Origin of the sequence: Bradyrhizobium sp. STM 3557, from assembly GCF_045571465.1 — a bacterium.
In the GTDB taxonomy this organism is placed as follows: domain Bacteria; phylum Pseudomonadota; class Alphaproteobacteria; order Rhizobiales; family Xanthobacteraceae; genus Bradyrhizobium.
In genome coordinates this window covers 4,924,494-4,947,628 of the sequence record NZ_CP120697.1, presented here as the reverse complement: position 1 = coordinate 4,947,628, position 23,135 = coordinate 4,924,494, and the positions used below count along the sequence as shown (strand labels likewise).

The window sequence follows — 23,135 nt, the reverse complement described above, 5'->3', positions numbered from 1 at the left end:
TTGACCATCCTGCTGCGTCATCAATGAAATACTATGCCGAACTTTGCTGAGATCCGGCCGCCTAATGCTGTCGGACCGAGATTACGCTGCAGGCTGCACGAGCGTCAGGTGGGCTCGCCGTATCAATCACTGGTCACGCCTGCAACTTCAGCAAGAGACGTCGAGCCATCATGACAGTTGCAGCTTACCCGGTCGGAGATCGCGGGAGTGAGGACGTGCTGCTGGTCCCCTTCGCCAGAGCACATCTGGAAGGTGCCCTGAAGCTCTCGCAGGAGATGTCTTGGCCTTATCGGATCGAGGACTGGGATTTCGCGCTGCAATTGGGCCATGGCTTTGTTCTGCAGCGGGCTGGTGTGGTGATCGGAACGGCGGCCTGGTGGCCATATGGCGAGAGCCATGCGTCGGCCGGCATGATCATCGTTTCCAAAGCCGCCCAGGGCCGCGGCTATGGCGCGCAATTGATGGATGCGTTGCTGGCTTCGGCCTATCCACGGAGCATTGTGTTGAACTCGACGGCCGAAGGCATCATGCTCTACCGGCGCCGCGGCTTCGTCCCCATCGGGGTCATCCAACAGCATCAGGGAATTCCGATAGAATGCCACGAGGCGCCGCCGTCGTCCTCGGTCAGGGCCATGGCTGCATCGGACTTCGAGGCGATTGCGCGCCTTGATCGAGAGGCCACGGCTCGGGAGAGGCGGCCACTGCTGGATCGGCTCGTCCAGAGCGGGGATGGCTATGTCTTGCAGCGTGATGGCACAACTCGCGGCTACGCCATCTCACGCCGATTCGGCCGGGGGCATGTCATCGGTCCTGTTGTTGCTGATAGCCTGACTGACGCACGCGCGTTGATTGGGGCCTCGCTCGCGCGTCTCGGGCGCGTGTTCGTCCGAGTCGATACCTCTGCATCATCGCAACTCGGCGAGTGGCTCGAAAGCATCGGCCTGCGGCAGGTCAGCGATGCGACCACGATGATCCTGGGACAGGCATCATCGACCGGACCGGCGCGCATGTTCGCGATCGCCAGCCAGTCGTTCAACTAGGAGACGGCGCGGTGCTACGCCAGAAGATGCGCGAAACGGAGATCCAGCAGGGCGAGACGGCCGCGACGGTCGGCGCGTTGGCGACACCAGCCCTCCTGCTCGACAAGGAGCGGCTGGATCGCAATCTCGCCCGTCTGTCCTCTCGCATGGCCGCGCGCGGCGTCGTGCTGCGTCCCCATATGAAAACCGCGAAATCCATTGAAGTCGCGCGACGCGTATATCGATCCGGGCCGGGGCCAATCACTGTGTCCACTCTGGCGGAGGCGGAGTACTTCGCGCGGCACGGTTTCCGAGACATGACTTATGCCGTGGGTCTGGCGCCTCACACTGCCGAGAGGGCCATGCGCCTCCGGAAAGCAGGCGTTGACATCAAGGTGCTGCTGGATTCGCCTGAACAGGCGATGATGCTGGGCGCGGCCGGTCGTGCGGCTGGCGTGACGCCGTCCGCCTTCATCGAGATCGACTGCGACGGTCACCGCGGCGGGCTGACTGCTACCGATCCCAAGCTCATCGCGGTCGCGGCGGCGCTGGACACGGCCGGCGCAAAGCTCGCCGGCATTCTTACGCATGCCGGCGAATCCTACAGCCTCTCTGAGCCCCAGGTCCTTGTCGCCACTGCGGAGAACGAACGGGCGGTGGCCGTTGCCGCGGCGGACAGTTTGCGAGCAGCGGGACATCAATGCCCCGTCGTGAGTGTCGGCTCGACGCCCACCGCCCATTTCGCCGAGGACCTGACCGGCATCACGGAGATGCGGGCCGGCGTGTATATGTTCTTCGATCTGGTGATGCACGGTGTCGGTGTCTGCAGGATCGACGACATTGCGATCTCGGTGCTCGCCACGGTCATCGGCACCAAGCCGGAAAAAGGCTGGATTTTGGTCGATGCGGGCTGGATGGCGCTGTCGCGCGATCGCGGCACTGCCGCGCAGCGCGTAGATCAGCGCTACGGCCTCGTCTGCGATCTCTCAGGCAGCATCTATCCTGACCTGATCGTCGCAGAGGCGAGCCAGGAGCACGGCATCCTGGCTATCAGATCCGGCTCGGCGCACGTTTTGCCGGATCTTTCGATCGGCGCGAAAGTCAGGATCTTGCCCAATCACGCTTGCGCCACAGCGTCGCAACATGACCTGTACAATGTCGTAACCGCCGGAAACGACGCAATCGAAGCGCAATGGCTGCGGATGCGCGGCTGGTAGTCTCAAGCCCAGCATTCAGTCAGGGAAATCTGGAGCCGGAGGTATGAAGCTCACATCTTATTGGCTGGATACATCGGAGCCATTCACGAGCGCCGCCGCAGGACCGGTGCAAGGGACTTGCGACGTCGCGGTGATCGGCGGCGGCCTGACCGGCTCATCCGCCGCGCTGGCTCTCGCCAAGAAGGGCGCACGCGTCGTGCTGCTCGAGGCCGAGACGATCGGGCACGCGGCGTCTGGCCGGAACGGCGGGATGTGCAACAACGGCTTCGCTCAGGATTACGGCACGCTCTCAGCCAAGCTCGGTAAGGATATCGCCGACCGGCTCTACCGGGCTTTCGACGCCGGGGTCGATACGGTCGAGCGTCTGGTCGCGGAAGAGAACATCGACTGCAACTTCGCGCGCAGCGGAAAGATCAAGCTTGCCGCGCGGCCTGAGCACTATGACAAGCTGGCACGAAGCCAGGAACTGCTGGCCGCCAATATCGATCCCGACACGGCGATGGTGAGCCGTGCGGATCTCGCCGGCGAGGTCGGATCGGAGCGCTACTACGGCGGCCTCATCTATCGCAAGAGCGCAGGCATGCATGTCGGGCGCTTCGTTCGCGGCCTTGCGCAAGCGGCGGCGCGGCGCGGCATCGAGATCCACGAGCACACGCCGATGACGGGTCTGCGGCCCGCCGCCGGCGGAGGCCATGAGATCGAGACGCCCAGGGGCCGGCTGCGGGCCTCGCAGGTTTTGTTAGCCAGCGGCATCTCGCATGTCGGGCCGCTCGGTTGGATTCGACGGCGGATTGTGCCCGTCGGCGCATTCCTGATCGTGACCGAGCCGTTGCCGATCGCGACGCTCGATCGGCTTTTGCCACACCGCCGTATGGCTGTCGATACGAAGAACCTGGTCAACTACTTCCGGACCACGCCGGACAACCGGCTGCTGTTCGGTGGACGCGCGCGCTTCGCCATCTCCAATCCCGCATCAGACGAAAAAAGCGGCGCGATCCTGCAGGCCGCGCTGCACGACGTCTTTCCCGAGCTTCGCGGCGTGCGCATCGATTATTGCTGGGGCGGCATGGTCGACATGACGCGCGACCGGCTGCCACGCGCCGGCGAACGCAACGGCATCTATTACTCCATGGGCTACAGCGGCCACGGCACCCAGATGTCGACCCTGATGGGGACGATCATGGCTGATGTCATGGACGGGCGCGCCGAGCTCAATCCCTGGAAAGACTTCGCGTGGCCGGCCATTCCGGGCCACCTCGGTCCTCCCTGGTTCCTCCCGCTGATCGGCGCCTACTACAGGATCAAGGATCGCTTCCAATGACGTCGCCGGTTCGATACCTGATGGAAGCCGGCCTCCTCGACAAATTCTACCTCGGCGGCGAATGGCAAAAGCCGATTGGATCGAGCACCACGAGCGTCGTCAACCCGGCGACCGAGCGATCGATCGCCGATATCGCTCTCGGCAATGAGCAGGATGTGGATTGCGCGATTGCCGCTGCGAGAGGAGCCTTTGCCGGCTGGTCTCGTAGGCCAGCTGCCGAGCGGGCGGCGCTGCTCGACCGCGTCCACAGTTTGCTCATCGACCGGATGGAGCTGTTCGCGCAGGCGCTGACGTGCGAGATGGGGGTGGCCATCACCTGCGCGCGGCGCGCGCAGGTGCCGCTGGCCGCCGAACATATCCGTGTCGCCCGCGACAACCTCACGAGGTATCCGTTCGTCGCCCGGCGGGGCAGCACCGCGATCATGCGCGAGCCGATCGGCGTCTGCGGCCTCATTACGCCCTGGAACTGGCCGCTATACCAGATCACAGCCAAGGTCGCTCCGGCGCTCGCAGCCGGCTGCACGGTGGTGTTGAAGCCGAGCGAATTGTCGCCGCTGAGCGCATTGCTGTTCGCCGGGCTGATGGAGGATGCCGGTTGTCCGCCCGGCGTATTCAATCTTGTCAACGGGACAGGACCAATCGTGGGCGCCGCTCTGGCGGCGCATCCGCAGGTGGATATGATCTCGATCACCGGTTCGACCCGCGCCGGGGTACTGGTCGCGCAAGCGGCGGCGCCCACTGTGAAGCGCGTTGCCCAGGAGCTCGGCGGGAAGTCGCCGAACATCATCCTGCCGGATGCCGATCTGCGGCGCGCTGTTCGGCTCGGTGTCGCCGCCGCCTTCCGCAATCTCGGCCAGTCCTGTAGCGCACCGACGCGCATGCTCGTGTCGCGCCCGCAGATGGCTGAGGTTGAGGTTCTCGCCGCTTCGGCGGCTTCGGAATGCGTGGTCGGCGATCCGCTTGTGGAGAGGAGGACCCATGGTCCGATTGCCAACCGGCCGCAGTTCGAGCGTGTGCAGACCATGATCGGAGTCGGCCTGGAGGAAGAAGCCAAGCTCGTCATTGGCGGGCAGGGCCGGCCCGACGACCTTCATATCGGCCTCTATGCGCGGCCGACGATCTTCTCAAACGTCCATCGCGAGATGAGGATCGCGCAGGAGGAGATCTTTGGTCCGGTACTGTCGATCGTTCCCTACGACAGCATGGAGGAGGCGATCGAGATCGCCAACGACACTGTTTATGGCCTCGGCGCCCATGTGCAGGGCGCAGATCTTGAGACGATGCGGACGGTGGCCGCGCAGATCCAGTCGGGTCAAGTGCATCTCGATTATCCCGACTGGGACCCCAACGCACCTTTTGGCGGATACAAGCGTTCCGGCAACGGCCGGGAATACGGTCTTGAGGGCATGGAGGAATATCTGGAGACCAAGGCCATTCTCGGCTTCTACCGGTGACGGGCCACTCGACCGGCAGGTGATGTTGGGTGCATGATGCCATCTCCGCCGACCGTTGGTGCGATTAGTGTCGCTTCATCAGGCCTCGCTTTCGACCGCTTGACCAAGGTGCAGCCGTGTCATTCGGCTTGTTCTCTCCAGATCCCAATCTGATCTCGATTGGCAAACCAATTCTGTATGTGAGTTCGCTATACTGACAGCGCGGTTTATGCGAGAACGCGTTTTCGGAAAGCTTACGAAGGGTATGCGAATTTTGGCCGCATCCAAAAAGGGCATCCAGCCTGCGGAACGCCAGAACGGGATTGATCGGGCTATCGATCTCCTTGAAGCGCTGCTGCATTTGCGCGCACCCTCCAAGCTCGGCGATCTCGCCAAGCAGATGGGCGCGCCGCGGTCGACCGTCTATGCCATCGCCAACCGCCTGATCGAGGCGGATCTGCTGGAAATGGTCGGCGAGGGCGGTCAGGTCTATTTCGGCAAGGCGGTGCATCTCTACGGCCAGGCCTATGCGGAGGCCAATCCGCTGCATCGCCGATGTCACGAAGCTCTCGATCGGCTCGCGACCAAGCATAGTGCGACCGCACAACTCTGCGCCCTGCGGGGCCGCAAATATGTGGTGGTCGACACAAGGGACGGCTCTGGCCTGTTCCGGATCACCACTGACGTGGGCATCGAGGTGCCGCTGCCGTGGACCGCATCCGGAAGGCTGCTGCTGGATCACATGAGCCCTTCGGAGATTCGTGCGTTCGTTCCGAAGGAGGATTTTCGCCTACCTGACGGGCGCCTGCTCGATGTCGGTGATTTCATCAAGGATGTCGCGCGCGCAAGGCGCGAAGGCAGATGCGTGACGACGGCGCTGTCCGACCGGTTTACGTCCTGTCTTGCCGCGCCAATCCGAGACAAGAGGGGGGTCGCGGTCGCGACGCTTTGCTTCGTCATTCCCGCGGACTCGCTGAAGGAGCGCAGGACCGCGCTGCTCGACGACCTCGTCGCCACGGCCACTGAACTCTCAGACCGTCACTGAGCCGAGCCGGCCGGCAGCGCTCGCGCAATGCGGCTGCATTGCTCCTGCGCCGTCCTCGCGCGGCCTTGCGACCTGGGCGGACGTATTCGGGCGAAGCGGCCCTTCAACGTCCCGGGCTTGACATGGCAGCGCCGGAATATCTAACGTGACGCTATAAGGTAATATTGTCCACTATAAGGGACAAAGCCGACTTGGCAATGTTCTCTGTTCTGTTTAGGCGGACAAAGGAACATGATCGTGCGTTTGAGGGAGGGTTCAAAATGGTGAAGGCAAGCCAACCAGTGCCTGGGCGACGCTGGCTCATCGGTTGTCTCATCGGCGTCGGAATCCTCATCAACTACATCGATCGGGTCGGGCTGTCCGCCGCGACGCCCGAGCTCACCAAAGAGCTTGGCCTCACCGCCACCGATATCGGCCTGCTCGGCAGCGCGTTCTTCTGGACCTATTCGCTGTTGCAGGTCCCCGGCGGCATGGTGCTCGACCGCTTCGGCGTCACCGCGGTCGGCCGCGCCAGCAGCTTGCTCTGGGCGGTTGCAGCCACCATCACCGCGCTCGCCAGCGGTCTTTACGGTATCGCCGCTGCGCGTCTCTTGCTCGGGGTGGCGGAAGCGCCGGCATTTCCGGCAAGTCAGAAAGCGACCGGCCACTGGTTTCCACTCGACGAGCGCGCGCGTTCGACCGCGATCTTCGATTCCGCTGCCAAATTCTCCAACGTGATCGGCGTGCCGCTGGTCGCCTATGTGATCTATCTGTACGGCTGGCGCTGGGGCTTCGGCGTCACGGCGTTGCTGAGCTTTCTGTACTTCGTCGCCTACTACGTCATCTATCGAAATCCGAGCGAGGATCCGAAGCTCTCCAAGGCGGAGCATGACTATATCGTCGCTGGCGGCGGCACGCCTGAAGGCCCGGCCACGGCGGGACAGAGCCGCATGCTCGGATACCTGTTGCGCAACCGAAAGGTCTGGGGGCTGACCATTGGGTTCTCAGCCTACGGCTACACCTTCTATCTCTTTCTCACCTGGCTGCCAGGCTATCTCGCCCAGACCATGCACATGAATCTGATGACGGCCGCGGGCTATTCGACGATCCCCTGGATTTTCGCGACCCTGTCGGACCTCCTGATCGGCGGATTCCTGGTGGATCACCTCATTGCCCGCGGTTACGACAGCACGAGGGTCCGGCAGTCGGTGATCATCGTCGGCATGCTGATGGGGCTTGCCGTGATCGGCGCAGCGTTCACTGTGAAGCCGGGGTGGGCGCTGCTCTGGCTGTCGATTGCGATCTCGGGCCTATCCGCCGCTGCGCCCGTCGGGTCCTCGATCGTGTCGCTGATCGCGCCCAAGGGCGGCGCGGGAACGGTCGGCGGCATTCTGAATTTCACGAACAACATGATGGGCGTTCTCGCGCCGATCGTGACCGGCGTCGTGGTCGACTGGACGCAATCGTTTGCCGGCGCTTTCATGATCGCCGGCGTCGTACTGCTGATCGGCATCTTCTTCTATGTCGTGGTGCTGGGACGGATCGAATCGATTCCAGATTTCGAAGGAACACCGCTGCGAGACGCCGTGGCCGTCCACTGAGGAGAGGGGGCATGCCCCAAGACACAAATCGAGATCCGAACCAAGGCAAGGATGTCCTCATCCGCAATGCGCGGCTGATCGACGGCACCGGCGCGCCGTGGTTCGAGGCCGATCTGCGCATCAGCGGCAGCCGAATCGCGGCGATCGGCGCCTCCCTGCCTGCGGATGGAGCCGAGGTCATCGACGCGCGTGGGTGCTACCTTACGCCCGGCTTTATCGACGCCCACTGCCACGATGACCTGATCTGCCTGCGCGAGCCGGACCGGCCCGAGAAGGCCCTGCAGGGTGTGACCACGCTCGTGGTCGGCAATTGCTGCTTCTCGCTCTATCCGGCAACGCCGAACTCCGCAGAGATGCTGCGCCAGCATTTCTCCGGACTCGCCGGCGAGACCCGGGCGAACGAGGTCTTCGACAGTTTCGAGGGCTACCGGCAGGCCTTGGAAGGGCCGGGCATAGCGCTCAACCTCGTCTCCCTGGTCGGACACGCCGCAATTCGGCTCGCCGTTCTGGGTTACGAACGCCGCGCGGCGACCGACCAGGAGGTCCGGGCTATGCAGGCGCTGCTTGCGCAGCAGCTCAGGCAGGGCGCGGCCGGCCTGTCGCTCGGCCTCGTCTATCCGCCAAGCGCCTTTGCCGACACGAATGAACTGTGTGCGCTGGCTGCGACCGTGCGCGCGCACGGCAAGCTGCTCACGGCGCATATCCGCAGCTACGAAGCGGACCTGCTGAAATCGATCGACGAGTTCATCGCGATCTTGCGCGCCTCTGGCGCGGCCGGGCTGTTGTCGCATCTGCAATCAGCCGGAAAGCCGAACTGGGGCGCCATTCCCAAAGCCCTCGACCGGCTCGAGGCGGCGCGAGCAGAGGGGATCGACGTCTCGTTCGACATGTATCCTTATCCTGCCGGCAGTTCCTACATGCTGCAATTGCTGCCGCCGGCTGCGCTCGAGGGTGGCATCGACGCTCTGCGCGCGCGGCTGCGCGATGCGGCGAAGCGCGAGGCGCTTCGCGTGCTGGTCGAGGAAGGCGATCCCGATCCCCATGCCGCGCAGTCCAAGATCGTGCTGATCGGCTGGCACAACGTGCGAATTTCCGGCACCGGCAATCCCGCACTGAAGCCCCTTGAGGGGAAGTCGATGGTCGACGCCGCGCGCGAGCTCGGTATCTCGCCATTCGATCTCATGGTCCGGTGCATCGAGGAAGACCAGGGCCAGACCGGCATCATCATGTTCCAGCTCGATGAGGCCGACCTGCGTGCCGCCTTCACCCATCGCCTGCACATGGTCGGCTCCGACGGCATTCCGCGTCCGGGTACCAAGCCGCATCCGCGTGCTTATGGCAGTTTTCCGCGCGTTGCAGGGCGCTTGACACGCGAGCAAGGCTGGCTGTCTTTGGAAGATGCCGTGCGACGGATGACCGCGATGCCCGCCCAGCGCTTCGGTCTTAGCGACCGCGGCATCCTGCGACCGGACATGATCGCGGATCTGGCTCTGTTCGACGATACCATTATCGACAACGCGACGTTCGAAGCACCGACCGAAATTCCGGCAGGCATCCGTTCGGTGTTCGTTGCTGGCGAGGCCGTGGTCGCGGAAGGGCGCAGTACCTTCGCGCGCCCCGGCCGGGCTGTGATCGCCGGATGACAACACCATCAACAATCGCTCGGCTCTTCAACATACCGAATCCGAAATTCGCCTGGCTCGCACGCGGAAAAGCGAGTGTCCAGGACAGCCAAGCGCGCACCACAAATTCTGACCTGATTATCGCACAGAGGAAGATACGCAATGACGCTGAAACGATATGGCGCGGCCGGCGGCACCGGCACCGGCGGCCAGCACCTTCCTTTTGCCCGTGCAGTGGAGGCCGGCGGCTGGCTGTACGTCTCCGGGCAGACGCCAATGGAAAACGGCGAAGTGATTGAGGGCGGCATCATCCCGCAATCGCACAAGGCGATCCGCAACCTGCTCGCCATCCTGGCGGAGGCCGGCTACGAAGCCAAGGATGTCGTGCGCTGCGGCGTCTGGCTCGACGATCCCAGAGATTTTCCAAGCTTCAACAAGGTCTTTGCCGAATATTTCGGCGCCCATCCGCCGGCGCGGGCCTGCGTGGTTTCGAGCATGGTCGTGGACTGCAAGGTGGAAATCGATTGCGTTGCCTATCGCGCGTGAACGACAGCGGCGCCCGGACTTGCGTTGGTCCTTAAGCGGCGACTGGGCCACCACGGCAGAGGTCGTGGTGGTGATCTCCCGGCAAAGGTCATCCAGATGCCGCGAGCTTCTTATCGGTTGATCTGTCGGTTCGACCCGCATTTTTCAAAGCTGGGCGGGGCGAACAACTAAGCGCAACATGGACGGCGCTCCTGCACTGCGAGAGTGGCTCGCTACCGGCATTCAAAGAGCAAAGGTGCGACATGGTGACCGCTCTGTCGGGCACAGCGTCACCGACCAGTCCGTACACCCAGAGTTGGGGTTCTTTTCGGTTCAGGAGGCGCTTCCCGCCGGAGATGGTCGTGACGGTGTCGTTCGTCCCCCAAACGGCTCTGCAGCACCCTGAATAGATCAACGGACTGCTAGTTTTGGCCTTATAAGACCCGGTGTCGCCTTCGAAAAACCAGTGACCCGGGGGACCCCTTGCCGCCACCTTTCTCGATTTGGAAAAACTGACAGCCGGAAGCCTGACAAGGCGCCTGTTCGGACTGGAGACGTGGATCGCCCTTAGCGCGGGCATTCTTACTTCGATCAGCTAGGCTTCGGGACGTAGCGTCGTCAATGCCGGATCCAGGCCGGGGCGCATGCGTTTGTAGCAATCGCTCGACAATCACAGCAGTCGCTCTGGGCAGCCGCACCTTGTCAATCCGCACTGGAAAGGCAAAATCCTCAGCGACGCCTTCCGCGCCCTTGGCGGTGGCCGGGGGCTCGAAGGTGTCGAACTCGGCGGGCGCCCAGCTGGAGCGTCCAGGGTAGAAGGAACTATGCGATGAAGATGATCAAGGGACCGGCGATATTCCTCGCTCAGTTCGCTGCGGATGTGGCGCCATTCAACTCCTTCGACTCGATCTGCGGATGGGCCGCTTCGCTTGGCTACGAGGGGGTTCAGATCCCGACATGGGATGGGCGGCTCTTCGACCTCAATAAGGCATCGGAGTCGCAGGACTACGCCGACGAGGTGAAGGGGATCGCGGCCGGCCACGGCCTTACGATCACCGAGCTCTCGACCCATCTGCAGGGCCAGCTGGTTGCCGTTCACCCGGCCTATGACGTCGCATTCGACGGCTTCGCAACGCCGCAAGTGCGTGGCAACGCCAAGGCCCGCACCGACTGGGCCGTCGACCAGGTGAAGCGTGCGATCTTGGCCTCGAGGCGGCTCGGACTCACTGCACAAGCGACGTTCTCCGGTGCACTTGCTTGGCCCTATGTCTATCCTTGGCCGCAGCGTCCGGCCGGTCTTATCGAGACCGCTTTCGAGGAGCTCGCCAGGCGCTGGCGCCCGATCCTCGACTATGCCGACGAACACGGTGTCGATCTCGCCTATGAGATTCATCCAGGCGAGGACCTTCACGACGGCATCTCCTACGAGATGTTCTTGGAGCGGGTGCAGAACCATAAGCGTGCGAATCTGCTCTATGATCCGTCTCATTTCGTTTTGCAGCAGCTCGATTATCTCGACTACATCGACATTTATCACGAGCGCATCAGGGCCTTCCACGTGAAGGACGCCGAGTTCAACCCGACGGGCCGCCAGGGCGTCTACGGCGGGTTTCAAAGCTGGGTCGATCGTGCTGGCCGCTTCCGCTCGCTTGGAGATGGTCAAGTCGATTTCGGCGCGATCTTCTCGAAGCTCACGCAATATGGCTACGGCAGCTGGGCGGTGCTCGAATGGGAGTGTGCGCTCAAGCATCCCGAACAGGGCGCACGCGAGGGCGCCGGGTTCATCAAGAGCCATATCATCCGCGTCACCGAGCAAGCCTTCGACGATTTCGCGAGCTCAGGCGCCGACCACACGGCGAACCGCAGCATGCTGGGCCTATCGTGAGCGAGGAAAAAATGACTATCGAAGCAGGCAAGGAAGCAAGCGACCATGGGCGTATCCGGCTCGGCATGGTCGGCGGCGGCCAGGGGGCCTTCATCGGCGCCGTGCACCGGATTGCCGCCCGTATCGACGACCAGTTCGAACTCGTGGCCGGCGCGCTCGCGTCGGATCCGGCGCGAGCCAAGGCCTCTGCGAAGGAGCTAGGCATCGCCGACGACCGCGCCTATGGCTCGTTCGAGGAGATGGCGAAGGCGGAAGCCGCGCGAGCGGATGGCATCGAGGCGGTCTCGATCGTGACACCCAACCACATGCACAGTCCGGTCGCGAAGGCGTTCTTGAACGCCGGCATTCATGTGATTTGCGATAAGCCACTGACGACGACCGTTGCCGAGGCCGAAGAGCTGGTGACCCTGGTCAGGGGGACGGGCAAGATCTTCGTGGTCACACACAATTACACGGGTTATCCGATGGTCCGACAGGCCCGGGCCATGGTCGCGAACGGCGATCTCGGCGACATCCGTCTCGTCCAGGCCGAGTATCTGCAGGACTGGTTGACCGAGCGATTGGAGGTCAGCGGCCAGAAACAGGCAGCGTGGCGAACCGATCCCGCCCGTTCCGGCCTCGGCGGGTGCATCGGCGACATCGGCACTCACGCCTATCATCTCGCCTGCTTCGTCACGGGGCTCGAACTCGACAAGCTGCTCGCCCAGCTCTCGACCTTCGTCGAGGGACGGCGTCTCGATGACGATGTCCAGATCCTCCTCAAGTGGAAGGGCGGCGCCAAGGGCATGCTGTGGGCGAGCCAGGTTGCCGTAGGCAATGAGAACGGCCTTACGCTGCGGATCTACGGCAGCAAAGCGGGCCTGGAATGGGCGCAGGAGAATCCGAACCAGCTCTGGTTCACGCCGTACGGGCGCCCCAAGCAACTCCTGACCCGCGGCGGGGCGGGCGCCTTCAGCGAGGCGGGCCGGGTCACCCGCATTCCCTCCGGCCATCCCGAAGGCTATCTTGAAGGATTCGCAACGATCTATGCCGAGGCAGCGCGCGCCATCCGCGCAGCAAGGGCCGGCGAAAAGCCGGACCGCGAGGTCATCTTCCCGACGGTCGAGGATGGGCTGTCAGGCATGAAGTTCATCGATGCCGCGGTGAAGTCGTCGGAACGGGGCGGTGCCTGGATTCAAATGACCTGACTTCCGAACTCATAAGCCCGTCATTCGGGTCGTCTTGCGGCGACGAAGGTGCTGCCAAACATCTCAGGGCTCAAGCCGGTGCGCATGCCTGAACCAGTCGCTTATGTTCTGCTTTACGTAGCCCTGTACGCAGCGTTCGGTGTCGCATCTCCGTTCTGGTCAAAGTTTTTCGAAACGAAGACTCTGGCTTCCCAGCAGATCGGATTGCTCTTGGCGGCTGCCATGCTGGCGCGGCTTGTCGCAGGACCATTGGTGGCGACCGTCGCTGACCGAGTCGGAGCGCTGCGCCTCGTGCTCGCAAGCTGTACTGGCTTGGCGGCCGCGGCAGCGCTCGCATTGATCTGGGCCGATAGTTTCCTGTTGTTGTTTGCCATCGCATTGGCCCAGGCCGCTGCTCTTGCTCCTACGACCTCGATCGCAGATGCATTGTCCGTCAATGTGGCGCGGCCGAAGATTGCGGGAAGGCGCTTTGAGTACGGCTGGATAAGAGGCTCGGCCTCGGCGGCTTTCATACTGGGGACCTTGGGGGTTGGGCAGCTCATTAGCCCGCCCGATTACTCTGTCATCGCATGGGCGAACGCCGCCCTGCTGATCACGGCCGCCGGTGCCACGGCATTGGTGCCTGGTGCGGCCGGTCGAGCCGCACGGCAGCCTGTGCCATCTTCCCTCGTGCTGGACCTCGGTGCGCTACTTGCGATCCCGCGGTTTCGAGCTGTGATCTTGGTATCAGCTCTGGTCTATGGCAGCCACGCGATGCATGACGCATTTGCTGCGATCCGATGGACCGATGCCGGCATGAGCCCTTCGGCGGTCAGCTTCTTGTGGTCGGAAGCTGTCATCGCGGAGGTGTTCGTGTTCTTATTCATCGGTCCGGCATTCCTCGATCGTTTTGGAGCCCGCGATGCGGCTATATTGTCGGCGGGAGCCGGAATCCTGCGTTGGTGTGTTGCGGGACTGACGACCTCAACCTGGGCGCTTGCTTTGATACAACCGTTACATGGATTGACCTTCGCTTTGCTTCATCTGGCGTGCATGCGTATATTCGGTGATCTGATCCCGAGAAGCGCCGCTGCAACTGCGCAAGCTTTCTACGCGCTTGGCTCGGGCTTAATGACTGCGGCGCTGACTTTTTTATCCGGTGCTCTGTACGCCTCATATACCGGCGCCGGATTCTTTGCCATGGCAGTACTCTGTGCTCTAGCACTCCCCGTGGCCTCGCTTGGATTAGCCGATACGAGCGATGGGTCTATTGCTGGCATGTAATGCAAACCTTACGGAGTTGCCGGATTAGAGTCGTCCGTCAGAGGGGCTGCTGGATCCATAAGCTCAGCGAAACTTACGGCGTGCAGCCGGATCGCACGGTTTGGATCATACGTTTCGGGCGAGATTCTAACTCAGATCGAGGGACCGCTGGTCTAAAGGAACCGTTGCGGCGGAGTTCGCCGATTGCAGCCGGCGGGCGCCCGGCGGCGCCCGATTGTACGAAAAAGCTGGCCGCTCGGAGTTCAGGCAAGGCTTACACCGTGCAGCAGCGGGAGCCGTTCGCAATGCATAACTTGGCTGGATGTCTGGGCGGTCAGGTTCGCAACACGTCTCCCATTGCCTTTGTCATCGCGATTCTCTCAAGGGTTGGGAGTGAATCAGGACCGCGATATTGCGAGCGCAATCGAGCGCTTGGTTGCGATCGTTCGACAATCAGCAATCGGAGCGGAAAATTATTCGGTTCCACGACATCATGACCATTCCGCTTTCTCCTCCTCCTGATGTATGCCAAAGTCTTCTCCGGCTGTACAACGGGACAAGGGGAAATCATGATCATGGACCGTGGAATTGCCGACGCCGACGCGATGGGCGAGGGGGCTCTGACCGGGCTTCGGTCGCGGCTTCTCAATCGCCGGGCCTTTCTGTTCGGCTCCGCTACCGGTCTCGCCGCACTGGGCCTGGCCGGTTGCGCATCCGACTACATGAGTCTGGCCGAGGCGCAGAAAGTCTACGGGCCCGTGCCCGACGAGAAATTCCCGATCCCTGCGGTCGATATTAGCAAGATCAATCCGAAATATTTTCGCAAGACAGTGCGCTACGACAGCAATGAGGCGCCCGGGACGATTATCATTGATCCCAGCAAATACTATGTTTACCGCATCGAAGGCGAGGGAAACGCGACCCGCTATGGTGCCAATGTCGGCCGCGATGGGTTTCGGTGGAGCGGGGAGGCTTATGTCGGGCGCAAAGCCGAATGGCCTACCTGGACGCCACCCAAGGAGATGATCGCGCGCCAGCCGGAGGCCGCCAAATATGCTCGCGGTATGCCGGGAGGTCTCGACAATCCACTTGGTGCCCGCGTGCTCTACCTCTATCAAAATGGGGTGTACACGCTTTACACGATCTATAGCACCAGCGACCCCGAAACGATCGGGAACGGCATTACGAGCGGCTGCACCGGCCTCCTCAGTCAGGACATGATCGACCTCTATTCGCGAACGCCCGTCAAAACGAAGGTGATCGTGCTGCCGGCATAGGCAACGGCGTCGGCTGCCGGTCCAGGCGCCGCAAGCATAGGCAGGGCAAAGACCGGGGCCGTTGCGTTAGACTAAATGGGGCCACATCAAATTCAGGCCCGTCAGCTCAAACTCGCCGCGCTGGTAGCCAAGATTGGCCGCTCTGACAAGTTACCTTGGAGGTAACTCCGGGGCGCCCTTCAGCCCGACCGATAGTGTCTATTTTGGAAGAGGGAAGCGACCCTGTACTTGACGTTGAAATCTCACCACGCCGGTTGCTATCAATCAAGTATAGTCCTCAGGGCGCCGCTCGACGTCGTCGGCGGCTGCTTCAGTGCCGCCATCGCCATGAGTCCCATCATCGTCGTCGTCCGCCGACGATGATTCCTTGATGTAGAGCTCAGTCCTATCCAGAACGAAATCTTTCTCGTCCATGCCGAGCTTTTTCATGATCGCCGGCAATACTTGATGGATGATCCGCGGGGAGATGTTGCACCCTCCGGCCAGCACTGAAGTCTGCCCCCTGGCGAGTTGGATGGCGACCTGGAGTTGCTTCCTGCCGAGGGCCGTCAAAGGCACCAGCTCAGAGCGAGGTCCCGCCACAGATGACCAGCTGCTGCCCCGTTATCGCGGCCGCCTCGGTCGACAGCAGGAACGCCACCGCGGAGGCAACTTCCGCTGGCTGAACGTATCGGCCGATGGGCGGCAGCTTGGGTGCGACACTGGCGCGCGCCGGAGCCTTCAGCATCGGCGTTTCCGTTGCGGCAGGCGCGACGACGTTGACCGTGATGCCGCGTGGCGCAAGCTCGAGTGCCCAGGACCGCGCCAACGCGGCCAGCGCCGCTTTGGTCGCGGCGTATTGTCCCCGACCGGGTGCGCCGGAGGCCGTGCGGCTGCCGACGAAGACGATGCGCCCGCCCTGCGGCAGACGCGGTGCGAGTGTATTCGCAAGGCGTTCGGCCGCGTCGACATGCAGCCGCCACATCGCGGCGCCGTCCTCATGGTCGAGCGCGCCGAGCCTACCGACCTTCAGAACGCCCGCGGCATGGATAAGTGCGGTCGCGTCAACGTTTGCAACTGCTTCCGCGACGGCATCGGTGTCGTTCAGATCGAGCGAAAGATGCTCGAAAGCTGGGTGCGCGAAAGCCCCACGACGGCGGCTGACACCCGTCACACGCCAGCCGTCGGCGAGCAGGCGCACAGCGATCGCTGCGCCGATCCCTGAGCTCGCGCCCGTGACCAGGGCGTGGAGCTTTGCCGCCATATCCTAGCCCGCAGCCTTGGAGGTGACCCATGGCTCGGTGACGCGCACGTGCTTGATGGCCCGGCGATGGAAGGTGAACGCCATGTGGAGCGCGCCGTCCGCTGTCTGCTTGATGGACGGGTACGACAGCTCGCGGTTGGTTTGGTCGCGCGAATTGTTGGTCAGGCAATATCCGTCGCCGATCTCGACGTCGCGCTTTGTCCAGCTGCGTCCATCGTCGGTGGAGACAGCCAGCGTCATCGGGGCCCGCGGTGCGCCCCAGAAGGCTGTGCGCCCATCCGCCTTGCTGCCGTCGTCGGCGATCACGGGCGGCAGGTCGTCTTCGATCTCGTCGTAGAGCGAGAGGCGGCGCTCGGTTGCGGTCTTGGCGCTGGAGTCATTGAAGACCAGCGCGAGGTGTCGGTTGGCAAGACGCGTGAACTGGATCGAGGAGTTGTTGTTAGGAAGCGCGGTGGCAACCGGTGCCGACCAGGTGCGGCCGTGATCCTTGGACCGGCTCTCATGGATATTGTCTGCCCAGCGGCTGCGAAACAGCGCGAGCAGCGAGCCGTCGCCGAGCCGCTCGATGCACATATGCACACAGCCGCGGCTTCCGGGGACCTCGACGTCTCGCCAGGTCACTCCGGCATCGGAGGAGATTTTTACGGCGCTGGTATCCTCATCGCCGTTCCATTTCCGTCCCGGCAGGCTGTGACAATAGAACACCGGCAGGAGCCAGTCGCCATTGTCGAGCACCACGATCGGCTGCCGAATGAAAGTGCCGCGGCCGCGCTGCTCAGGGAACAGAGTCTCGATCGGACCCCAGCTCCGGCCGTTGTCGCGGGAGAGGCGCCGACGGACGAAAGCGGTGTCCTGGTTTCCTGCGATCTGCGCTGTCCACATCAGCCACAATTTGCCGTCAGGTGCAGGGAATAGCACCGGATTCTGCTCGGAACGCCTGGAGTCGTCGGACAGCTTTTCGGCCGGCGACCATTGCGTCGAACCGCGGGGCAGGCGCGAGAACCAGACCGAGATGTCCGACATGCCCTCTTGCGTGCCGCCGAACCAGACGCAGCCGAGATCGCCATTGGCAAGCGGCATCAGATTGGCCGCGTGGTTCTGCACGCACGGCGATGGAATGAAGGCGTCGAACCGGTCGGGATCGCCGGCGATCTGACGCATGACGCCGTCGGCCGCAATGTCGATTGCGCCGGTCATGTCGAGGTCCTTTCCGCGAAAGCGTTCGGTTGCGCGGCGGCAGGCGCGGCATGGCCGGCAGAGGCGGGGCCGAGCGCGAGCCGCTCGATCACCATGACGATCAGCGGCGTCACCGCGGCGATGTACATGTTGTCGATATCAAAGGGATTTCCGAGCAGGTACCAGACCGTGGTCGAAATCGCCGCGCCGATCAGGCCCGCGGTGGCTCCGCGGTTGCTGACGAACATCGGCAGATAGAAGCCCATCATCGCGACGAGGGTGATCGACAGCCGCAATGCGCGGGTAAAGAACGATAGTTTGAGGATCTCCGGAATGAAGAACACGAACACCAGCGGCACGACGCCGATCAGCACTGAGAACAGGCGCGTCATCTTCAGCTCGCGTTCCGCCGTCGGCTTCCAGTAGGGCACGTAGAAATCGCGCACCACCAGCGAGGCGATCGCAAGCGCGACCGTGCAGACGCTGACGAAGATCGAGGCAACCAGCGACGTCGTCACGAAGGCGGAGGCCAGCGGCGGCATCTTTTCCAGGAACACCGGCAGCGCGTACAGGCTCTTCATGTCCGGATAGAGAAACTTCGCCGCGACACCGATCAGAGCGAGCAGGAAGCCGAGCGGAAGACAGAGTGCTGCTGCATAGAACGTCGCCTTGCGGGCATCCTGCGCGCTCGGCGTCGAGGAGATCGCCTGCACGATGAACTGCGTGGAGAAGATCGCGCCGACCGTCCCGAAGGTCCATGCAAAGATGGTCGCAAATCCGATCTTGCCGTCCCAGGTGAAATAATAGGCCGGCAGCTTGGCCTGAATCGGTGCGATACCGCCGGTCAGCGACATCGCGACCGCGAAGATGATGACGATGCCGATCACCTTGACAGCGCTGTGCAGGATCGTGACCCAGGCGACGCCCTTCAGCCCGCCGAACACGTAGTAGAACGTGCTGACCACTGCGATGATGCACATCGCGACCGGCAGGCTGACATGCAGCGCGGTGGCAATCGCCGCTGCGCCGCTGACATAGTTGCCGACGTTCACGAGCAGCAGCGCATAGATCATGATCACCGACACCGTGAGCATGGTCGACTTGCCGTATTTCTGCGCGATCGCCGCGGAGATGGTGTATTCGCCGGAATTGTAGAGCTTCTTCACCATCAAAAGCCCGAATAGCAGAAAGCCGATCGAGGCGCCGAGCACGGCCCACCCGGCCGCCATGCCGGACTGGAACGCCTCCTGCGCGGTGCCGACCGTCGACTTGGCCCCAATGAACTCGGACATCATCAGGATGCCGACGACAACCGCCGGCATGGCGCGAGCACCGGTCATGAATTGATCATTCGTCCTGCTGCGCAGCTTGATCGTCAGCCACGACGTGAAGGCGATATAGGCGACGATCATCGCGACGACGAGCGTGCTTTCGCCATTGAGGATAGCTTGCATGTGTTTCCTCTCATGATGCGGCAGCGGTGCGAAGACGCCCGCGGGCTTCTTTTATTGATCGGAACGCGAACAATTGTTGTTAACGGATATTAGACCTTCCCGCTGCCCGCCAGTCAAGCGCGTGGGTCTACGTGGAACGCTGCCCGAATCGGCGAGCATCACCGGGCCATAGCAGGCAAGGTGCACGCGATCCGCGGTCTCCATGGCGACAGCCCGCGGGATGTTCTCGCATTTGCCGGGCCGCGATGCCGGATGAATTGCCGTTACGGGCGTCACCGCGCCGTGCTAGATGATTCGTTTCACGGCGGGCAACGGCATTGGCGGCAAAGCGAAGTCTGAAGTGGCAGCGCGACCCCGAGGGGATGCGCCTGCGCATTCTGGAGGCGGCAAAGCAGGAGTTCGCCGCTCACGGCCTGGCCGGCGCGCGGGTCGATCGCATCGCCGCCAAGGCCGGCGCCAACAAGCGCATGCTCTATTACCATGTCGGCAAGAAGGATGAGCTTTATCTCGCCGTCCTGGAGGGCGCGTACGAGAAGATCAGGAGCGAGGAGAGGGGGCTCGATCTCGAGCACCTCGCTCCGCCCGAGGCAATCAGACGCCTGATCGAATTCACCTGGAACTACTTCCTGCGCAATCCGGAGTTCCTGGCGCTGCTGCAAACCGAGAACCTGGCGCGCGCGAAATATCTCAAGCGCTCGACCAAGGTGAAGTCCCTGCATTCTCCATTCGTCGAGATGATCCGGACCGTGGTGCGGCGCGGGCTCGAGAGCGGTGACTTCAAGGTCGCGGTCGATCCGGTCCAGCTCTACATCTCGATCGCCGCGCTGAGCTTCTTCTATCTGTCGAACAGCGCGACGCTCAGCGTGATCTTCGGCCGCGATCTATTGTCTCAAGCGGCAAAAGATGAACGGCTGACTCACATGGTTGCGCTCGTGCTGGCCGCCTTGACCGGCCGTTCGGCCGCGCTGTTCGACGTTGCGAAGAGCGGACGGCCCCGCGCGCCTGTGCACCAGACGGTCTGAACGGGTTCCCAAGAAGACCACGACATCGCTGCATTGCAGGTGATCCGCCGATTACCGGGAGCAAGCGTGCCGAGCCCATGGGAGCCAAATGTCGCTGGACAGTATTTATCCAACGAGTTAATTACGGGACAAAGAAACTGAAGAACGACAGATGGGAGTGAAGCCGTGGCCGAGCCGAAGGCGCCCTCGATCTTCGCAAAGGCGGTGAATGCAGCCTGGGTCAGGCCGGTCCTGTTGCTGGTCCTCATTGTCGTGATCTGGGATCTGACGATCCGTCTGTTCCAGATTCCCGCCTACCAGATCCCGGCGCCCGCGGATGTCGTAGCCGTGCTGCTGAGCGACTGGCCCGAACTGCTCAGGCAGTCGTGGCCCACGACCTACGCGACCCTCTGCGGGTTTCTGCTGTCCGCGGCGTTCGGCATTCCCGTTGCCATGCTGATTGCGGGCTCGAAGACGGTGGAGAGCTATGTCTATCCGCTGCTGGTGTTCTCGCAGTCCGTGCCGAAGGTCGCGATCGCGCCGCTGTTTGTCGTCTGGTTTGGCTTCGGCATCATTCCGAAGGTCATTTCGGCTTTCCTGCTCGGCTTCTTCCCCGTCGTGGTCTCGGCCGTGCAGGGCTTCAAGTCGGTCGATCCCGACATGGTCGACTTGGCGCGCGCGATGCAGGGCAGCCGCTTGCAGGTGTTTCGCGCGGTCAATCTGCCCCATGCCCTTCCGGCGATTTTCTCCGGCCTGAAAGTCTCGGTCACGCTGGCCGTTGTGGGCGCCGTCGTCGGCGAGTTCGTCGGCTCTAATTCGGGGATCGGCTATGTGCTGCAGCGCTCGATCGGCACCTTCGACCTGCCGACGATGTTTGCCGCGCTCGTGATCCTGGCGCTGCTCGGCGTCGTCCTGTTCTGGATCGTCGACCGGGTCGAGCGACTGATCATTCCCTGGCACGTCAGCCACCGGGAGGACATTGTCTTCACAGCGTAGAGCGCTTGGCCGCGCCAGCGCGGCCGGTGAAACCAATAACAAGGAACAGGGAGAGAGATGATGCGCTGGATTTCAGCTGTTGCCGCGGTGCTCGCCTCCGCTGCGCTGGCAGTCGCGCCGGCTCGGGCCGCCGACAAGGTGGTGCTGATGCTGAACTGGTACGTCTATGGCGAGCATGCGCCGTTCTATTACGGCAAGGCCAAGGGCCTCTATGCTGCTGAGGGCATCGACCTCGAGATTCAAGAAGGCCGTGGTTCGGCGGCGACGACGCAGGCGGTCGCCGCGAAGACCGCCGACTTCGGTTATGTCGACGTGCCGACGATGATGCGCGCGGCGGTCAAGGGCGCCCCGGTGATCGCAACGGGGGTGCTGCTGCAGACCAGCCCGATGTCGGTGATGAGTCTTGCCGAGAAGAACATCCGCAAGCCCGAGGACCTCAAGGGCAAGACCGTCGCGATCACGCCCGCGGATTCGATGACGCAGATCTGGCCGCTGTTCCTGAAGAAGACCGGGCTGAAGGAAAGCGATTTTCAGACGGTCGCCGGCGACGGCCAGACCAAGCTCAATGCCGTCATCAACGGCCAGGCGGATGCGCTGCTCGGCTACGTCATGGACCAGTCGATGAAGATCAAGGACGCCACAGGGAAGGACGTCTATCCGATCAAGTTCGCCGATTACGGCATCAATCTCGTCTCCTCCGGCATCATCGCCAACACGGACTACGTCAAATCGCATCAGGATCTGGTGCGCCGCTTCATGGCGGCAACCACCAAGGCGGTCGAAGCCGCCGAAAAGGAGCCCAAGGCGGCCGCGCAGTCGATCCTGGATGCCAATCCCAAGGGCGGCAAGCTCGAAACCCTGACGCAAGGCTTCGAACTGACGATCCCGCTGTATCGGACCAGCGAAACCAAGGGCAAGCGTCCGTTCCAGGTCACCGACCAGAACATGGCCGATAGCGTCAACTTGATGGTCGAGTATGGCGGGCTGGACGCCAAGGCCAAGGACAATCCGAAGACTTTCTATACCAACGAGTATCTGCCCAAAGGCGACTCATGAGAGGCCGCAATCAGGCATGACCCCGGTGATGAGACCGACGGACCAATCTGCGCGCCTGCGCCTCGTGAGCGATCGCGCCGAAGCGCGCGCTCCAGAGATCACGTTGTCGGGCGTGTCCAAGACCTATCGGACGCGCGACGGCGAGGTGGCGTCGCTGCGGCCGCTCGACTTTCGCATCAATGAGGGCGAGTTCTTCGTCGTGGTCGGCCCGTCCGGCTGCGGCAAGTCCACGCTGCTCAAGCTGATCTCCGGCCTCTTGGCGCCGACGACGGGTGAGATCACGGTCGGCGGGGAGAAGGTGATGAGGCCGCACGGCAATGTCGGCATCGTATTTCAGAACGCGCTGCTGCTGCCTTGGCGCAACATCCTCGCCAATGTGATGCTGCCGATCGACATGAAGCGCCTGCCGCGCGAGCAATACCTGCCGCGGGCCAGGGACCTCCTGAAGCTGGTCGGCCTCGAAGGTTTCGAGAAGAAATTGCCATGGCAGCTCTCCGGCGGCATGCAGCAGCGCGCCTCGATCTGCCGGGCGCTGGTGCACGATCCCAAGATTATGCTGATGGACGAGCCGTTCGGCGCGCTGGATGCGCTGACGCGCGAGCGTATGAACCTCGAACTAATGGCGATCCAGCGCGAGACCGGCAAGACCGTGCTCCTCATCACGCATTCGATCCCCGAGGCCGTTTTCCTCGCGGACCGGGTGCTGGTGATGACGGAGCGCCCGGGCGCCATCGCCGCTATCTATGACGTGCCGTTGCCGCGTCCGCGATCGCTCGAGGCGATGGGAGATCCGGCATTCACCGCGCTGGTGCAGCGCATCCGCAAGCATTTCTTCACGCAAGGAGCGCTGGACTGA

General features: G+C 62.8%; 20 protein-coding genes. 16 read left to right on the top strand and 4 right to left on the bottom strand.

The window, feature by feature from the left end; all coding sequences use genetic code 11:
- Positions 1–215 precede the first annotated feature (215 nt).
- The 12 genes from P6U24_RS22685 (at position 216) to P6U24_RS22630 (ending at position 15,353) form a co-directional block, all read left to right on the top strand.
- Positions 216–1,040, top strand: a complete 825-nt coding sequence (locus P6U24_RS22685) for a GNAT family N-acetyltransferase (RefSeq protein WP_407154722.1) — start codon at positions 216–218, stop codon at positions 1,038–1,040.
- Positions 1,041–1,066: 26 nt separating this feature from the next.
- Positions 1,067–2,236, top strand: a complete 1,170-nt coding sequence (locus P6U24_RS22680) for an alanine racemase (RefSeq protein WP_407154721.1) — start codon at positions 1,067–1,069, stop codon at positions 2,234–2,236.
- 43 nt (positions 2,237–2,279) lie between these two features.
- The gene (locus tag P6U24_RS22675; RefSeq protein ID WP_407154720.1) at positions 2,280–3,557 is read left to right on the top strand and encodes an NAD(P)/FAD-dependent oxidoreductase; all 1,278 of its coding nucleotides are present in this window, start codon (positions 2,280–2,282) and stop codon (positions 3,555–3,557) included.
- Positions 3,554–5,011 carry an aldehyde dehydrogenase family protein gene (locus P6U24_RS22670; RefSeq protein WP_407154719.1) on the top strand — a complete coding sequence of 486 codons (1,458 nt, stop codon included), beginning with the start codon at positions 3,554–3,556 and terminating at the stop codon, positions 5,009–5,011. The genes P6U24_RS22675 and P6U24_RS22670 overlap by 4 nt, the downstream gene beginning before the upstream one ends.
- Before the next feature lie 244 nt (positions 5,012–5,255).
- Positions 5,256–6,035, top strand: coding sequence for an IclR family transcriptional regulator (locus P6U24_RS22665; RefSeq protein ID WP_407154718.1), 780 nt, complete (start codon positions 5,256–5,258; stop codon positions 6,033–6,035).
- 260 nt (positions 6,036–6,295) lie between these two features.
- Positions 6,296–7,615, top strand: a complete 1,320-nt coding sequence (locus P6U24_RS22660) for an MFS transporter (protein ID WP_407154717.1) — start codon at positions 6,296–6,298, stop codon at positions 7,613–7,615.
- A gap of 11 nt (positions 7,616–7,626) precedes the next feature.
- Complete coding sequence (locus P6U24_RS22655; RefSeq protein ID WP_407154716.1) at positions 7,627–9,258, top strand: amidohydrolase family protein; 1,632 nt, start codon at positions 7,627–7,629, stop codon at positions 9,256–9,258.
- Between the two features lie 141 nt (positions 9,259–9,399).
- Positions 9,400–9,783 (top strand): RidA family protein, encoded by a 384-nt coding sequence (locus P6U24_RS22650; protein ID WP_407154715.1) that lies wholly within the window; start codon positions 9,400–9,402, stop codon positions 9,781–9,783.
- A gap of 808 nt (positions 9,784–10,591) precedes the next feature.
- Positions 10,592–11,647 (top strand): sugar phosphate isomerase/epimerase family protein, encoded by a 1,056-nt coding sequence (locus tag P6U24_RS22645; RefSeq protein WP_407154714.1) that lies wholly within the window; start codon positions 10,592–10,594, stop codon positions 11,645–11,647.
- 11 nt (positions 11,648–11,658) lie between these two features.
- A complete protein-coding gene (locus P6U24_RS22640) occupies positions 11,659–12,834 on the top strand; it encodes a Gfo/Idh/MocA family protein (protein ID WP_407154713.1) in 1,176 nt (391 codons plus the stop codon).
- Positions 12,835–12,882: 48 nt separating this feature from the next.
- Positions 12,883–14,097 carry an MFS transporter gene (locus tag P6U24_RS22635; RefSeq protein ID WP_407154712.1) on the top strand — a complete coding sequence of 405 codons (1,215 nt, stop codon included), beginning with the start codon at positions 12,883–12,885 and terminating at the stop codon, positions 14,095–14,097.
- Between the two features lie 548 nt (positions 14,098–14,645).
- On the top strand, positions 14,646–15,353 hold the full coding sequence (locus P6U24_RS22630; RefSeq protein WP_407154711.1) for a L,D-transpeptidase: 708 nt from the start codon (positions 14,646–14,648) through the stop codon (positions 15,351–15,353).
- 264 nt (positions 15,354–15,617) lie between these two features.
- On the opposite strand, the gene P6U24_RS22625 is transcribed toward P6U24_RS22630, so the two are convergent.
- Genes P6U24_RS22625 through P6U24_RS22610 form a run of 4 tightly spaced genes read right to left on the bottom strand, consistent with a single transcriptional unit; the run spans position 15,618 to position 19,226 of the window.
- A complete protein-coding gene (locus tag P6U24_RS22625; protein WP_407154710.1) occupies positions 15,618–15,905 on the bottom strand; it encodes a hypothetical protein in 288 nt (95 codons plus the stop codon).
- A gap of 10 nt (positions 15,906–15,915) precedes the next feature.
- The gene (locus P6U24_RS22620) at positions 15,916–16,596 is read right to left on the bottom strand and encodes an SDR family NAD(P)-dependent oxidoreductase (protein ID WP_407154709.1); all 681 of its coding nucleotides are present in this window, start codon (positions 16,594–16,596) and stop codon (positions 15,916–15,918) included.
- A 3-nt stretch (positions 16,597–16,599) separates the two neighbouring features.
- On the bottom strand, positions 16,600–17,793 hold the full coding sequence (locus P6U24_RS22615; RefSeq protein WP_407154708.1) for an exo-alpha-sialidase: 1,194 nt from the start codon (positions 17,791–17,793) through the stop codon (positions 16,600–16,602).
- Entirely contained in the window at positions 17,790–19,226 is a 1,437-nt protein-coding gene (locus tag P6U24_RS22610) for a sodium:solute symporter family protein (RefSeq protein ID WP_407154707.1), read from the bottom strand. Before P6U24_RS22610 ends, P6U24_RS22615 begins: the two co-directional genes overlap by 4 nt.
- A gap of 362 nt (positions 19,227–19,588) precedes the next feature.
- On the opposite strand from P6U24_RS22610, the gene P6U24_RS22605 reads away from it, so the two are divergent.
- The 4 genes from P6U24_RS22605 to P6U24_RS22590 all read left to right on the top strand — a co-directional run bounded on the left by P6U24_RS22605 (position 19,589) and on the right by P6U24_RS22590 (position 23,135).
- Positions 19,589–20,248: a TetR/AcrR family transcriptional regulator gene (locus tag P6U24_RS22605; protein ID WP_407154706.1), complete on the top strand. Its 660-nt coding sequence runs from the start codon at positions 19,589–19,591 to the stop codon at positions 20,246–20,248.
- 165 nt (positions 20,249–20,413) lie between these two features.
- Positions 20,414–21,223, top strand: a complete 810-nt coding sequence (locus P6U24_RS22600) for an ABC transporter permease (RefSeq protein ID WP_407154705.1) — start codon at positions 20,414–20,416, stop codon at positions 21,221–21,223.
- Positions 21,224–21,280: 57 nt separating this feature from the next.
- A complete protein-coding gene (locus P6U24_RS22595) occupies positions 21,281–22,279 on the top strand; it encodes an ABC transporter substrate-binding protein (RefSeq protein ID WP_407154704.1) in 999 nt (332 codons plus the stop codon).
- Between the two features lie 16 nt (positions 22,280–22,295).
- Complete coding sequence (locus P6U24_RS22590; RefSeq protein ID WP_407154703.1) at positions 22,296–23,135, top strand: ABC transporter ATP-binding protein; 840 nt, start codon at positions 22,296–22,298, stop codon at positions 23,133–23,135.